Annotated in this window: 11 protein-coding genes, 1 tRNA gene and 2 rRNA genes (1 of these 14 cut by a window edge); 7 read left to right on the top strand and 7 right to left on the bottom strand. The window is 61.6% G+C overall.

Annotated features, from left to right (window positions below; translation table 11 throughout):
- From F3H96_RS23885 to F3H96_RS23870, 4 genes are all read left to right on the top strand, one after another.
- Nucleotides 1-2,298: ribosomal RNA gene (locus tag F3H96_RS23885) — 23S ribosomal RNA — on the top strand (it extends 561 nt beyond the left edge of the window).
- Between the two features lie 235 nt (nt 2,299-2,533).
- Nucleotides 2,534-2,648 (top strand): 5S ribosomal RNA (rrf, locus tag F3H96_RS23880).
- A 165-nt stretch (nt 2,649-2,813) separates the two neighbouring features.
- Nucleotides 2,814-2,890: transfer RNA gene (locus tag F3H96_RS23875), tRNA-Met, on the top strand.
- A 251-nt stretch (nt 2,891-3,141) separates the two neighbouring features.
- The gene (locus F3H96_RS23870; RefSeq protein ID WP_149804142.1) at nt 3,142-3,783 is read left to right on the top strand and encodes a ThuA domain-containing protein; all 642 of its coding nucleotides are present in this window, start codon (nt 3,142-3,144) and stop codon (nt 3,781-3,783) included.
- 112 nt (nt 3,784-3,895) lie between these two features.
- Here F3H96_RS23870 and F3H96_RS31290 read toward each other — a convergent pair whose 3' ends face one another.
- The 4 genes from F3H96_RS31290 to F3H96_RS23850 form a co-directional block, all read right to left on the bottom strand.
- The gene (locus F3H96_RS31290) at nt 3,896-4,354 is read right to left on the bottom strand and encodes a mannonate dehydratase (protein WP_244620130.1); all 459 of its coding nucleotides are present in this window, start codon (nt 4,352-4,354) and stop codon (nt 3,896-3,898) included.
- Nucleotides 4,300-4,731: a hypothetical protein gene (locus F3H96_RS31285; protein WP_244620129.1), complete on the bottom strand. Its 432-nt coding sequence runs from the start codon at nt 4,729-4,731 to the stop codon at nt 4,300-4,302. Before F3H96_RS31285 ends, F3H96_RS31290 begins: the two co-directional genes overlap by 55 nt.
- Nucleotides 4,732-5,008: 277 nt before the next feature.
- Entirely contained in the window at nt 5,009-5,794 is a 786-nt protein-coding gene (locus F3H96_RS23855) for an SDR family oxidoreductase (RefSeq protein ID WP_149804140.1), read from the bottom strand.
- Nucleotides 5,787-6,560 (bottom strand): FadR/GntR family transcriptional regulator, encoded by a 774-nt coding sequence (locus F3H96_RS23850; RefSeq protein WP_149804139.1) that lies wholly within the window; start codon nt 6,558-6,560, stop codon nt 5,787-5,789. Before F3H96_RS23850 ends, F3H96_RS23855 begins: the two co-directional genes overlap by 8 nt.
- A gap of 167 nt (nt 6,561-6,727) precedes the next feature.
- Between F3H96_RS23850 and uxuA the strand changes: the two genes are divergently transcribed.
- A complete protein-coding gene (gene uxuA, locus F3H96_RS23845) occupies nt 6,728-7,912 on the top strand; it encodes a mannonate dehydratase (RefSeq protein WP_149804138.1) in 1,185 nt (394 codons plus the stop codon).
- Nucleotides 7,913-7,959: 47 nt separating this feature from the next.
- On the opposite strand, the gene F3H96_RS23840 is transcribed toward uxuA, so the two are convergent.
- The 3 genes from F3H96_RS23840 to F3H96_RS23830 form a co-directional block, all read right to left on the bottom strand.
- Entirely contained in the window at nt 7,960-9,315 is a 1,356-nt protein-coding gene (locus tag F3H96_RS23840) for a glutamine synthetase family protein (RefSeq protein WP_149804151.1), read from the bottom strand.
- 359 nt (nt 9,316-9,674) lie between these two features.
- Nucleotides 9,675-10,373 (bottom strand): GntR family transcriptional regulator, encoded by a 699-nt coding sequence (locus F3H96_RS23835; RefSeq protein ID WP_149804137.1) that lies wholly within the window; start codon nt 10,371-10,373, stop codon nt 9,675-9,677.
- A gap of 177 nt (nt 10,374-10,550) precedes the next feature.
- Nucleotides 10,551-11,363, bottom strand: a complete 813-nt coding sequence (locus tag F3H96_RS23830) for a LuxR C-terminal-related transcriptional regulator (RefSeq protein WP_244620127.1) — start codon at nt 11,361-11,363, stop codon at nt 10,551-10,553.
- A gap of 118 nt (nt 11,364-11,481) precedes the next feature.
- On the opposite strand from F3H96_RS23830, the gene F3H96_RS23825 reads away from it, so the two are divergent.
- Together F3H96_RS23825 and F3H96_RS23820 are read left to right on the top strand one after the other, a co-directional pair.
- The gene (locus tag F3H96_RS23825; RefSeq protein WP_149804135.1) at nt 11,482-12,618 is read left to right on the top strand and encodes an ABC transporter ATP-binding protein; all 1,137 of its coding nucleotides are present in this window, start codon (nt 11,482-11,484) and stop codon (nt 12,616-12,618) included.
- Entirely contained in the window at nt 12,599-13,762 is a 1,164-nt protein-coding gene (locus F3H96_RS23820) for a spermidine/putrescine ABC transporter substrate-binding protein (protein ID WP_149804134.1), read from the top strand. The genes F3H96_RS23825 and F3H96_RS23820 overlap by 20 nt, the downstream gene beginning before the upstream one ends.
- Nucleotides 13,763-13,772: the final 10 nt, after the last annotated feature.

The following is a 13,772-nucleotide window of genomic DNA, read 5'->3' as shown; positions in this document are numbered from 1 at the left end:
ACCGTGAGGGAAAGGTGAAAAGCACCCCGACAAGGGGAGTGAAAGAGTACCTGAAACCGATTGCCTACAAACAGTGGGAGCCCGCAAGGGTGACCACGTACCTTTTGTATAATGGGTCAGCGACTTAGTGTGACGAGCAAGCTTAAACCGATAGGTGTAGGCGCAGCGAAAGCGAGTCTGAACAGGGCGTTCAGTTCGTCGCATTAGACCCGAAACCGAGTGATCTAGCCATGAGCAGGTTGAAGGTAAGGTAACACTTACTGGAGGACCGAACCCATAACTGTTGCAATAGTTCGGGATGACTTGTGGCTAGGGGTGAAAGGCCAATCAAACTCGGAAATAGCTGGTTCTCCGCGAAATCTATTTAGGTAGAGCGTCGACCGAATACCCCAGGGGGTAGAGCACTGGATGGGCTAGGGGTCCTCACCGGATTACCAAACCTAACCAAACTCCGAATACCTGGGAGTACTAGTCGGCAGACACACGGCGGGTGCTAACGTCCGTCGTGAAAAGGGAAACAACCCTGACCTACAGCTAAGGTCCCCAAGTTATGGCTAAGTGGGAAAGGATGTGAGGATCCCAAAACAACCAGGATGTTGGCTTAGAAGCAGCCATCATTTAAAGAAAGCGTAACAGCTCACTGGTCTAAATAAGGGTCTTTGCGCCGAAAATGTAACGGGGCTAAAGCCATACACCGAAGCTTAGGGTTCGTGAGCAATCACGAGCGGTAGCGGAGCGTTCTGTAAGCTGATGAAGCCGTACCCGTGAGGGGCGGTGGAGGTATCAGAAGTGCGAATGCTGACATGAGTAACGTAAGGGGAGTGAGAGACTCCCCCGCCGAAAGACCAAGGGTTCCTGCTTAAAGTTAATCTGAGCAGGGTTAGCCGGCCCCTAAGACGAGGCGGAAACGCGTAGTCGATGGGAACCACGTTAATATTCGTGGGCCTGGAGGTAGTGACGGATCACACAAGTTGTCCAATCTTATCGGATTGAAAGGGCAGCGGAGTGGTTCCAGGAAATAGCTCCTCCTTATAGACCGTACCCGAAACCGACACTGGTGGTCAGGTAGAGTATACCAAGGCGCTTGAGAGAACTATGCTGAAGGAACTCGGCAAATTGCACGCGTAACTTCGGAAGAAGCGTGACCCTTTTCTGCGCAAGCAGAGGAGGGTGGCACAGACCAGGGGGTAGCGACTGTTTATCAAAAACACAGGGCTCTGCGAAGCCGCAAGGCGACGTATAGGGTCTGACGCCTGCCCGGTGCTGGAAGGTTAAGAGGAGGGGTGCAAGCTCTGAATCGAAGCCCCAGTAAACGGCGGCCGTAACTATAACGGTCCTAAGGTAGCGAAATTCCTTGTCGGGTAAGTTCCGACCTGCACGAATGGCGTAACGACTTCCCCGCTGTCTCCAGCATAGACTCAGTGAAATTGAATTCCCCGTGAAGATGCGGGGTTCCTGCGGTTAGACGGAAAGACCCCGTGCACCTTTACTATAGCTTTACATTGGCATTCGTAGTGGCATGTGTAGGATAGGTGGTAGGCTTTGAAACCTGGGCGCCAGCTCAGGTGGAGCCACCCTTGAAATACCACCCTTATTACTATGGATGTCTAACCGCGGCCCGTTATCCGGGTCCGGGACAATGTATGGTGGGTAGTTTGACTGGGGCGGTCGCCTCCTAAAGAGTAACGGAGGCGCGCGATGGTGGGCTCAGAACGGTCGGAAATCGTTCGCTGAGTGCAATGGCATAAGCCTGCCTGACTGCGAGACTGACAAGTCGAGCAGAGACGAAAGTCGGTCATAGTGATCCGGTGGTCCCGCGTGGAAGGGCCATCGCTCAACGGATAAAAGGTACGCCGGGGATAACAGGCTGATGACCCCCAAGAGTCCATATCGACGGGGTTGTTTGGCACCTCGATGTCGACTCATCGCATCCTGGGGCTGGAGCAGGTCCCAAGGGTATGGCTGTTCGCCATTTAAAGCGGTACGTGAGTTGGGTTCAGAACGTCGTGAGACAGTTCGGTCCCTATCTGCCGTGGGTGTAGGAATATTGAAAGGATCTGTCCCTAGTACGAGAGGACCGGGATGGACGGATCTCTGGTGGACCTGTTGTGGCGCCAGCCGCATTGCAGGGTAGCTATATCCGGACGGGATAACCGCTGAAGGCATCTAAGCGGGAAACCCACCTTGAAACGAGTATTCCCTGAGAACCGTGGAAGACGACCACGTTGATAGGCCGGGTGTGGAAGAGCGGCAACGCTTGAAGCTTACCGGTACTAATAGTTCGATCGGCTTGATCGTTCTCATTCCTAATATCCATCTTGTTCTCGCTCACGCTTGTTCCGCCCCGCGGGCGGCGCTACGTGGGTGCGGCGCATCAGCGCCGACGGTCGGTCGACCTTGCGAAGCTTCGCTTCGAAGGGCGCCAGGCTGAAAGAACGTCAAAGGCACAAAGGCGACGATCCTTGGATCGCGCTGCGACGATCCTTTGGATCGCGCTTGAACAGCTTCTCGATTTGAACGTGCGTTTTGCCGACCTGGTGGTTATGGCGGAGCGGCTGCACCCGATCCCATTCCGAACTCGGCCGTGAAACGCTCCAGCGCTGATGGTACTTCGTCTCAAGACGCGGGAGAGTAGGTCGCTGCCAGGTCTGCCAAGCGCATGTTCATCTCACATCCGGATCAAAGGGGCCGGATGGAGACAAATCTTCTCCTTACGATAAAGGCCCGCCAAACGGGATCCTGGGCCGCGCAAGCGGCCCTTTCGTTTGCCGGACACTTGATTTTGGTAAGCTGGAGCTTACCTCTATCGTTGACGCGGGGTGGAGCAGCCCGGTAGCTCGTCAGGCTCATAACCTGAAGGTCACAGGTTCAAATCCTGTCCCCGCAACCAAAAAAACGGCCCGCCTCCCGCGGGCCGTTTTGTTTTGAGCCCTAGGTTTCTTTCAAACTCGACTCGGCGGGGCTTTGCAGCGATGGTCGCTCTGCGCTCTGCCGCCACGTTCGGCCGGGGCGCTGGTCTGGAGCGTCTCACCGTTTCACGGAAACGGCGACACGCTCTATCTCTTTGTTTTGACGCAATTCCTGACGGAAAACCGTGTCACACTTTTCCGGGAATTGCTCTAACGGCATGAGGAGCAGAAGATGCGGCAGGCGCTGATCGTGTGGGGCGGTTGGGAAGGGCACGAACCCGAAGCAGGAGCGCATGCCGTCAAGGCCATGCTCGAGGAAGAAGGCTTTACCGTGCGTGTCGAAAACACGACCGAAGCTTTCGCGGATCCGGCGATCGCCGAACTCAGCCTGATCGTGCCGATCTACACAATGTCCAAACTGAGCAAGTCGGAAGAAGCCAACCTGACCAGGGCGGTCGAGAACGGCGTCGGCCTCGGCGGCTATCATGGCGGCATGGGCGACGCATTTCGCGAATCGACGGGCTACCAGTTCATGTGCGGCGGCCAGTGGGTCGCGCATCCCGGCGACATCATCGATTACCGGGTGAACATCGTGCGGCGCGACGATCCGATCATGGATGGGATCGAGGACTTCCCTTACCGTTCAGAGCAGTATTACATGCATGTCGATCCCTCGAACGAAGTGCTGGCGACGACCACCTTCTCGGGCGAGCACGCGCCATGGATCGACGGCGTGGTCATGCCGGTGGTGTGGAAGCGCCGGCACGGCGGGGGACGGGTGTTTTATTCGTCGCTCGGCCATGTCGCCAAGGAATTCGAGGTGCCTGAAATGCGCACCATTCTGCGCCGCGGGCTTGTGTGGGCGGCACGCTGAACGACGTCCAGCCAGAGCGAGTCCATCACGTCGCCGACGTCAGCGACGAAGAGCTCCTTCTCGAACAGCCGATACATTTCGGCGTCGTCGGCGTAGAGGCGCGTTGATTTCGTCATAAGACTTGCATCCGAATGCGGGCTGGTTGGGTGGTGCGAGCCGGCCCCAGCGCCGCCGCGTTCTGCACCAGGGCGCGCATATAACCCAACGCAAAGTCCTTGCAGACGTGCCAGGGCGCGTCGCAGGACATTTCAGGCGTATGGTCGGGGATCATTACGCCGTCATAGTTCTCGTCGCGCAGGATGCGCACGATCTCGGCCATGTCGATGTCGCCGTCGTCGACGAAGGTCTCGTGATAGGTCGGAACCTTGCCGCGCACGTTGCGGAAGTGGATGTAGCCGATGCGGCGGCGTTGGGCGAAGCGCCTGACATGTCCGTAGATGCCGTCGCTGTCCGGCATCTCCTGGAGGGAACCGAGGCACAGCTCCAGCCCGTTGACCGGCGAGTCGACGATGTCTATCAGCCGGTCGTATTTTTCCGGCCGGTTGACGAGCCGCGCGGCACCACGCGGCACCTCGGCGGGCGGATCGTCGGGATGCGTCGCCAGCAGACGCCGGCCTCTTCGGCCACCGGCACGGTCTCGCGCAGGAATATTTCGAAACGCTGCCAAAGTTCCTCACTGCTGACCTGAACCGGTTCGGCGTCCGGCCGTCCGGCGCGGTAGCGCATGTTCCAGACAACGCCGTCGGGAAGAGGCAGATCGGGGTTAATGGCGGAGAGATCGAGCCCCACCGATATGGCCTCGCCGCGCGCGAAGGGCCCGCGCGACCAGCCCCAGACGCCGGCGATGGAGAAATTGTAGCCGATGCAGGGAATACCGGCGCGTTCGGCATCGCGGACCAGCCGCTTCGTCGATCTGCTTCGCCCTTTCGAGGCCGTCGAGCAAAACATCGGACCAGAAGCGGGGTGAGAAATTCTCGATAGCGGCGATCTCCAGACTTGTCGCGCACGGTCTTCACCAGGCCGGCGAAATCCTCATAGCCCCAGAGCTCGTCGCCGGAGCGGTCGCCCCAGCCCTCGGTCTCGCCGCCGGCCGACAGCGAAGGGTCGCGGCCGCGAAAATAGCTGGTGAGGTGGGCAACGATGTGGGTGGCGCCTGCCTGCCGGGCGAAGCGGAAATTGTCTTGAGTCAGCGATTACCGGTAAAGGCCAAGACCGATCTTCATGGTCATTTCACGCCGATGCCGGCGGTCAGGCCGCCATCTATTCTGTAGTCCGCGCCGGTGCAGAAACCGGCCTTGGACGAGCACAGGAAGGCGATGAGTTCCGCCACCTCCTCCGGCTCGCCGATGCGGCCAAGCGGATGGGCCGCGCCAAAGCGCCTGTAGGCCTCCTCGACATCGGCATCGCTGCCATTGTCGCCACGCGCGGCCTTCTCGAGAATAGGAGTGCGGATCGAGCCCGGGCTGACCGAATTCACCCGGATGCCGGCCGCCGCATAGTCGAGCGCCAGCGAGCGCGTCAGCGTGTGAATGGCGCCCTTGGTCGTGGCGTAGGCGGCCACATTCTGCTGGCAGGCGAAGCCCTGCACCGAAGCGACGTTGACGATGGCGCCGCCGCCGCGCTTGATCATTTCCGGTATGCCGAAATGAGCCGTCAGGTAGATCGAGCCGACATTGACCGTCATCGCCTTGTTCCAGGTTTCCCAGTCGGTCGTCGTCGCCGTTCCATAGGGATGGATCGCTGCGGAATTGACGATGATGTCGATACCGCCGAAACGTTTGACACCGGCTGCCACTACGTCGCGAACCTCATCGGCGACGGAGACGTCAACCGTTTGCACGAGCGCATTCGCCCTGGCCTTGACGAAGCTTTCCTGCATCGCGGCGTTTGCCGCCCGGTCGATGCCGCAGGCGACGATCGCGGCACCCCCTTGCGCCAGCCGTCTCGCGGTGGCGAGCGCGATGCCGGTCGTGCCAGTGATCAGCGCAACCTTGTTCTCAAATTCAGACATGATGCAAATCCTTGGAAGATGTCGGGTCCGGCTCTGCCTGCATTGCCGGCGAGGTGCGTGCGTTTTCGAGGTCGTCGGGAACGAAGCGCAGGCCGAAATCGAGATGCCGGCTCATCAGGTAGCTGTAGGCGATACGGTCGCGTGCGCGCAAAGCGGCGATGATCTCGCCATGGGCGCAGCGTGTTTCGCTCAGCACCGGCCGGATGGATTTGCCGACGGTCATGATGTGCAGAATAACCGGCGACAGGAACTGGTAAGTCTGCACGAGCATGCGGTTGCCGGCGAGCTTCATCAGCGCCAGGTGGAAATCGAAATCGCGCTGCGCTGCTTCCTGGACGTCCTTGCTGGCTTCGATCAGGCCGTTGACTTTGTCCAGGGCGTCGAGTTCGGCGGCGCCGGCATTGAGGATGATGTGCTCGCCGATGCTTACCTCGATGATGCGGCGAAACCCCTGTATGTCGTGAAAGGAGGTCCTCGAAATATCCATCTGGGCGGCAAAGAAATTCTGGATCGCGACATTCTGGCGGTCGGCCAGCACCGCCCCGACCCGCGGCTTGGGATCGATCAGGCCATAGGTGCGGATGGTGCGCAGCGCCTCGCGTATCGTGTTGCGGCTGGCGCCGAACAGTTCGCCAAGTTCCCGTTCGGTGGGCAGGACGTCGCCCACGGACATGGCGCGATTGCGAATGAGGTCGAGGATCTGCCGCACCGTATGGTCGACGGCGGAACTGCTGATCCCGGCGTCTTCCGCCGCTTCTTGATCCAAGACGTTGCCTCCTCTATTTGTTGGACCAAACCTAGAGCCAATCGAATAGGAAATCAATCATCAGCGGACAAAAGCGGGTCATCGCAACTGATGCGAAGAGCGTTCTCGCTTATTGACAGGCTTGTGGTCCAACAATATTGTCGCCTACCTGACATCGAGGAGGCTTCATGGAACAGTGCTGGCGCTGGTATGGTCCGGATGATCCGGTGACGCTTGAGCATGTCAAACAGGCCGGCGCCACAGGCGTGGTTTCGGCGCTTCACCACATCTACGACGGCAGGGCATGGCCCGAAGCCGACGTGCTCGAGCGCAAGCGGATCATCGAGGCCGCCGGCCTGACATGGTCGGTCGTCGAGAGCATCCCGGTCCACAATTCCTTCAAGATCGGCGCCCCGGAACGCGAGCGCTATGCCGGTTATTACCGCGACAGCATCCGCACGCTCGCCAGGGCCGGCATCAAGACGATCTGCTACAATTTCATGCCGGTGGTCGACTGGACGCGCACCGACCTCATGTATCGCCTGCCGACGACCGGCTATGCGCTGCGCTTCGATGCCATCGACTTTGCCGCCTATGATCTTTTCGTGCTGCAACGCAAGAATGGCGCCGCCAGCTATACGCCGGCGCGCATTGCCGAAGCCGGGACGCGACTGAAGTCGCTGACGTCGGATCAGATAGAGCGGATCGAGCGCAACCTGATCGCCGGCCTGCCGGCAACCGAGCGCAGCTACGACAGGGACAGTTTTCGCGAGGCGCTGGCCGAATACGACGCGATCGGACCGAAAGAACTGCGCGACAACCTCGCCTGGTTCCTGCGCGAGATCGTTCCGGTGGCCGAAGAGGAAGGTGCGCGCATGTGCATCCATCCGGACGATCCGCCCTTCTCGCTCTACGGCCTGCCGCGCATCGTTTCGACCGCCGACGACGCGCGTTTCATCCTCAATGCCGTCGACAGCCCGGCCAATGGGTTGACCTTCTGCACCGGCTCCTACGGCACGCGCGCCGACAACGACATTGTCGCGATGGTCAGGGAATTCGCCGACCGCATCCACTTCGTCCATCTGCGCAACATCACCATCGAAGAGGACGGCTCGTTCCATGAAGCCGAGCATCTCGAGGGCGGCACCGACATGGCGCATGTCATCCTCGCTTTGATGCAGGAGGAGGCGCGCCGTCGCAAGGAAGGTCGCGCCGACTGGCGCATTCCGATGCGGCCGGACCACGGCCATCTCCTCGCCGACGACATCGGCAAGAAAAAGATCAATCCCGGCTACTCGCTGATCGGCCGGCTGAAGGGCCTCGCCGAGCTGCGCGGCATCATGCGCGCCGTGGAGCGGTTCGGGCTGGCTTGACGCCATCAGGACGCGAACAGAGCGGCAGCCTGCAACGGCGGCCGTTCTCAAACACTCTCGAGATAGGTCTCGATCTCGAAGTCGCTGACGTTGAGCGCGAACGTGTTCAACTCCTGGCGCTTGCAGGCGATGAAGGCGTCACGCAACACGGTCGGGAAGATTTCCGCAACACGCGGCCCGGCCTCGAAAGCGGCGATCGCCGAAGCCCAATCCGGCGGCAGCTTGGCGAGCGGCAGTCCCTGGCCCTCACCGCCGGTCGGCTCGCCGGGCGAGAGCTGGCGCTCGATGCCGATCAACGCCGCGCCCAGGATCGCCGCCAGCACCAGATAGGGATTGGCATCGGCGCCGGAGACGCGGTGCTCGATGCGGCGCGCGGCCGACGGGCCGCCCGGAATGCGAATCGCCACCATACGGTTTTCGTAGCCCCAGGCGACCGCGGTCGGGGCATAGGATCGTGGCCGCAGCCGGCGGTAGGAATTGAAATGCGGCGCGAACACCAGCGTGCTTTGCGCCATCGCGGCGAGCAAGCCGCCAACCGCGTGGCGCATGGTGTCGGAGCCCTGATCGGAGCCGTCGTCGAAGACGTTGCGGCCATCCTTGTCGAGGACGCTGAAATGAACGTGGAAGCCGTTGCCGGCGCGCTCGCCATAGGGCTTGGCCATGAAGCAGGCGGCGAAACCGTGCTTGCGCGCGATCCCCTTGACAGTGCGCTTGAACAGCACCGCGTCGTCCGCCGCGCGCAACGCGTCCGGCACATGGTTGAGGTTGATCTCAAACTGGCCGACGCCGTTCTCGGCGATCGCGGTGTCGACCGGAATGTCCTGCATGCGGCAGGCTTCGTAGATGTCGTGGATGAAAGCCTCGAAATCGTCGACCTCATCGATCGAAAGCGCGGCGTCGGAATCCAGGCGCCGCCCGGTGACCGGCGAGACGGGGCCGACCGGACGTTGCGATGTCGGATCGACGAGGTAGAATTCGAGCTCGGTCGCGGTGACGGGCGTCAGGCCAAGCGCGGCATAGCGGTCGAGGATGCGGGCCAGCGCCCGGCGCGGGTCGCCGAGATAGGGCGCGCCGCTGTCGTCCGCCAGCCAGACCGGCAACAGCGCCGTGGGATGCGCCGTCCAGTTGACGGGCAGTATGCCGCGTCCCGTCCAGTGGCAAAGCCCGTCGGCGTCGCCGGTCGAGAACACCTGGGCGTTGCCTTCGATGTCCTCGCCCCAGATGTCGAGGCCGATGGCCGAGTAGGGCATGCGCAGCTTGCCCTCGAGCGCCTTGCGCGCCTGCTCGACCGGAATGCGCTTGCCGCGCATGATGCCGTTCAGGTCGCATACCGCTGCCCGCAGGCTCTGGATGTCCTTCCTACTTTCAAGCCAGTTCAAAACGTCAGCAATTGCGTCGCTCAATTTCCAGCCCTTTTCGAAGGTGCTGTAGCCCCTGTCGGCTACGATATCCATTTTTCAGCTTGTGAGTTCATGAAGACCTATCCGGCTGGAGCCGAATGATTTTTCTTCATTTTTTCAAGTCACTAGCTGGGATATCGGGCGGCATTTCGGGTCCAATCTCTGCGATCTGCGATCGCAACATAGCTGGCGGGTGAGGGAAAGCCAAGGGCATTTGATCGGTTGATTTGAAGCCCGCCGATGGGTCGCATTCCTTAGGGATTGGCCGATTCCGCGCAACTTCTTCATCCTTCGGTCTCAGCCGCGTCGCTTCGCTCTTTGCTCCGCCGAGATGAATAGACGAGCGCTCCGCCCTCAAGTCCCTACTGGCGCAGCTCCGGGAACTTGACCTGGCTAAGTATGTGGGTGGCGCCTTCGTCAATGTCGCGCACGATCGCCGCACGCGCCCTTTCGCCGTCACCGGCCTCGATCGCCGCGACGACTTCCTCGTGGTAGTCGATGCCCAGAATGCCGGCGAGATCGTCCTCGAAGCCGATGCGCAGATTTCGCAGGAAAGGACCGACCTGCATCCACACCGTCTCGATCAGGAAGATCATCTGCTCGTTGCCGCAATGGCGATAGATCGAGAATTTGAAGTCGTGGTTCTTAAGCAGATAGTTTTCGATGTCGCCGCTGCGCGCGGCCTGGGTGAGTTCGGTGCAGTGACGGCGGATGGCGCGCAGATTGTTGCCGTTGATGCGTTTTGTCGCGAACTCGGTTGCCGTGCCCTCGAGGATCGTGCGCACCGCGGTCAGTTGCTGGAAGCGGTCGGCGGAGATCATCGGCACCTCGACGCTGCCGTTCGGCATCGGGCTCAGCGCCTTGAGCGCCTGCAGCCGCGTGAAGGCGCTGCGCACCGGCATATCGCTGGTGCCGAGCTCCTTGGCGAGCTTGCGCGAGGTCAGCTTCTGGCCGGGCTGCAACTGGCCCGACATAAGGGCCCGCACGAGCTCCAGATAGACTTTCTCGTGCAGCGGAACGGTATCGACAGCGATCAGTCCGAATTGCGATTTGTCGGCCATTGGCTAAGCGTTACTTCATTCGTCCTGAAAATTGTTCCGTCGTTTAAGTCGCCGCCGCGATGCCTGCCCGGCTGTTCTTGGCGCTGCACGATAGACGGTTAACGCGCGCCGCTGCAAGCCTCGCGCCGGCGCTTGCCCAAGAGGGGTTGCCTGGGCGCTTGTCGCGGTTCAGCCGCGCTATCCGAGCCGCGCCTCGATGATCTCGACGAAGCGTGCGAAGAGACCGGCCTGCGACTTGATCTTGAGCTTGCGGTAGATGTTGCGGCGGTGGACCTTGACGGTGCCGGGCACGATGCGCAGCGCCCTGGCGATCGATTCCGTGGAGTGGCCCTGAAGCACGAGGTCGACGACCTGTTTTTCGCGCGACGTCAGCGACAGGCTCTTCCAGATATGCGCGCGATCGAGCTCGTTGGCCATTGCGATGGTTTCGCCGGAGGGAGGCAGCACAACCTCGTCGGCGGGCAAGGACGGCCAGCGCTGCTTACAGAAGCCGATCACCGCCGGCGCCATGTCGCGCAACAGCCTGGCGTCGGCGGTTCCGAACGGCCCGGTGGCGCGCAGCCGCATCAGCGACAGCACGAGCGCGTCCTTGCCGGCCAGCGGCACGAAGAAGCCGACTTCCTCGGCGAGCCGGGTCTGGCTGTAATAGGAACGATAGTATTCGCTGGCATAGAAGCGGTCCGGGGCGAGCTCGCGCATGCGCCAGAAGCCTTCCTTGCGCTCGACCGCGGCGTGGTGGAACGGGTCCAGCAGATAGGGTCCCTCCTGGTAGAGGGCGACAAATATATGGCTCTCCGTCGGCGAGAAGGTCTCGAACAAAAGCGGCGGCCGCGCAGCGCCGCGATAGCCGAAGATCACGCAGTGGTCGAAGCGGACATGGCCGCGCAGCCAGCCGACGATCGCCTTGCCGAAATGGTCGCCGCCGGTCTCGCGCGTGGCGGCGATCACGGCGGCTAAAGCGTTATAGTCATCACTGCGGGAGGCGGCCAATTCATACCCCTCAAAACGATAAAATCGGCTAAATATACCACCTACGAGGTATATACTAGGCGCCATTGGCTCTGCTAGCGTCACAACATTGCCTCACGCTATCGCTGGAGCCCGTGGCTTGACTGCAGTGCCCGATATCGAATTTCGCGCTGTCACCAAGCGCTACGGCGCCGTCACCGCGGTCGGCGGCATAGACCTTGCCATCCCGCCTTCGGCCTTCGTGGCGCTGCTCGGCCCCTCCGGTTGCGGCAAGACGACGTGCCTGCGCATGATCGGCGGCTTCGAGCAACCTAGCGAGGGCCAGGTGCTGATCCGCGGCAACAACATGGCCGGAACGCCGCCCTACCGGCGCCCGGTCAACATGGTGTTCCAGCAATATGCGCTGTTCCCGCATCTCGATGTCGAGGAGAACATTTCCTACGGCCTGCGCCAGGCGAGGCCGCGGCTGTCGTCGCGCGAGATCTCCTCAAGGGCCGGCGAGGCGCTTTCCATGGTGCAGCTCGCCGGCTACGGCCGCCGCAAGATCCACGAGCTCTCCGGCGGCCAGCAGCAGCGCGTCGCGCTCGCCCGGGCGCTGGTCAACAAGCCGGCGGTGCTGCTGCTGGACGAGCCGCTGGCGGCGCTCGACAAGAAGCTGCGCACCGACATGCAGATCGAGCTGCAGAATTTGCAGCGCGAGATCGGCATCACCTTCGTGCTGGTCACCCACGACCAGGAGGAGGCGCTGTCGATGAGCGACTTCGTCTGCGTCATGAATGGCGGCCGCGTCGTCCAACTCGGGCAGCCGAGCGAGATCTATGACGAGCCGGCGGACCTGTTCGTGGCTGACTTCGTCGGCAAGACCAATCTCGTCAGCGGCAAGGTGGCCGCACTCTCGGGCGACCTCGTCGAAGTCGCGCTTGCCGACGGCACCGTGATTTCGGCGCGCAAGCGGCTGCCGCTCAGCCGCGGCGAGGCCGTGTCCGTCAGCCTGCGGCCGGAAGCGCTCAGCCTCTCGGCGCCCGGAGGCGGCGCCTTGAAGGGCATCGTCCGCAACCGGATTTTCCTGGGCTCGACAGCCGAGTACGCAATCGAGGTCCAGGGCATCGGATCACTGCTCGCCAAGGCCGATCACGTGATCGGCAAGGGCAATCTCTTCAAGCCGGGCGAACCCGTCGCCATCGGCTTTGCCGCCGGAGCGCCGCTGGCGTTTCCGCACCCCAAGAACAACGGGACCAACCAGAGGGAAGACCAAAATGCCGAAATCCCATCGTGACGGACTGCCGATAAGCCCCGATAAATTCGTCGACCAGTTGATGCGCCTGAAGCGCGGCTCGATCAGCCGGCGCGACTTCCTCGGCCTCACCGGCCTTGGCGTCGCGACCGCGGTCATGGCGCGCGAGCTCGGCATCATGCCGACGCCGGCCTTCGCCGCCGAAAGCCTCGGCGACCGCATGTCGATCGCCACCTGGCCGAACTATCATGACCCGCAGACCTTCGAGAACTTCAAGGCCGAGACGGGCGTGGCCGTCGAGGTCAACGTCTTCGGATCGAACGAGGAGATGCTGGCCAAGCTGCAGGCCGGCGGCTCGGGCTGGAGCCTGTTCGTGCCGACCAACTACACCATCTCGACTTACAAGAAGCTCGGCATCATCGAGCCGCTGGACATGGCAAAGCTCGGCAATTTCGACGGCAAGTCGGAGGATGCGCGCTTCACGGCGGAAGGCACGATCGACGCCACGACCTACGCGGTGCCGAAGAACTGGGGCACGACCGGCTTTGCCGTCAACACCAAGAAGCTGACCAAGCCGATGTCGAGCTGGAAGGAGTTCTGGGACACGGCCATGGCTGAAGGCGACGGCCGCACCATGGTGCATGACTATCAGCTGACCACGATCGGCAATGCGTTGAAGTATTACGGCTACTCATTCAACTCGCTGAAGCAGGACGAGCTCGCCAAGGCCGAGGAACTGCTGCTCAAGGTCAAGCCGCATCTCTTCGCGGTGTCGAGCGACTATCAGCCCGGAATGCGCGCCGGCGACGCCTGGATGACCATGTGCTGGACCAATGACGGCGCGCAGCTCCATCGCGACATTCCCGAGATCGCCTATGTGCTCGGCAAGGAAGGCGGCGAAATCTGGACCGATTTCTACGCCATCCCGAAGGATGCGCCGAACAAGCCCGCCGGCTATGCGCTGCTCAACTATCTGATGAACCCGAAGGTGGCGGTGAAAGAGCATCTGGCCAACGGCGCACCCTCGATCGATGCGCGCGTCAACGCGCTGCTGCCGAAGGAGGTGCTCGACAACCCGATCCTCTATCCGGCAGCAGATCTCCTGAAGCCGCTCGAGTTCGGCGCCGCCGCGACGCTGACCGATCCGGGCCGCGCCGAGCTGATGGCGCGCTTCAAGTCGGCTTGAGCGCGCCCGG

It is taken from the genome of Mesorhizobium sp. NFR06, assembly GCF_900115245.1.
Lineage (GTDB): Bacteria > Pseudomonadota > Alphaproteobacteria > Rhizobiales > Rhizobiaceae > Mesorhizobium.
Note: the sequence above shows the minus strand (reverse complement) of the source record. Positions and strands in the feature narration are given on the sequence as shown.

What these genes read in the sequence shown, in the direction of transcription:
- F3H96_RS23870 (WP_149804142.1), top strand. Translation starts at nt 3,142, where the DNA reads ATGCGGCAGGCGCTGATCGTGTGGGGCGGTTGGGAAGGGCACGAACCC.
- F3H96_RS31285 (WP_244620129.1), bottom strand. Translation starts at nt 4,731, where the DNA reads ATGTTTTGCTCGACGGCCTCGAAAGGGCGAAGCAGATCGACGAAGCGG.
- F3H96_RS23855 (WP_149804140.1), bottom strand. Translation starts at nt 5,794, where the DNA reads ATGTCTGAATTTGAGAACAAGGTTGCGCTGATCACTGGCACGACCGGC.
- uxuA (WP_149804138.1), top strand. Translation starts at nt 6,728, where the DNA reads ATGGAACAGTGCTGGCGCTGGTATGGTCCGGATGATCCGGTGACGCTT.
- F3H96_RS23835 (WP_149804137.1), bottom strand. Translation starts at nt 10,373, where the DNA reads ATGGCCGACAAATCGCAATTCGGACTGATCGCTGTCGATACCGTTCCG.
- F3H96_RS23820 (WP_149804134.1), top strand. Translation starts at nt 12,599, where the DNA reads ATGCCGAAATCCCATCGTGACGGACTGCCGATAAGCCCCGATAAATTC.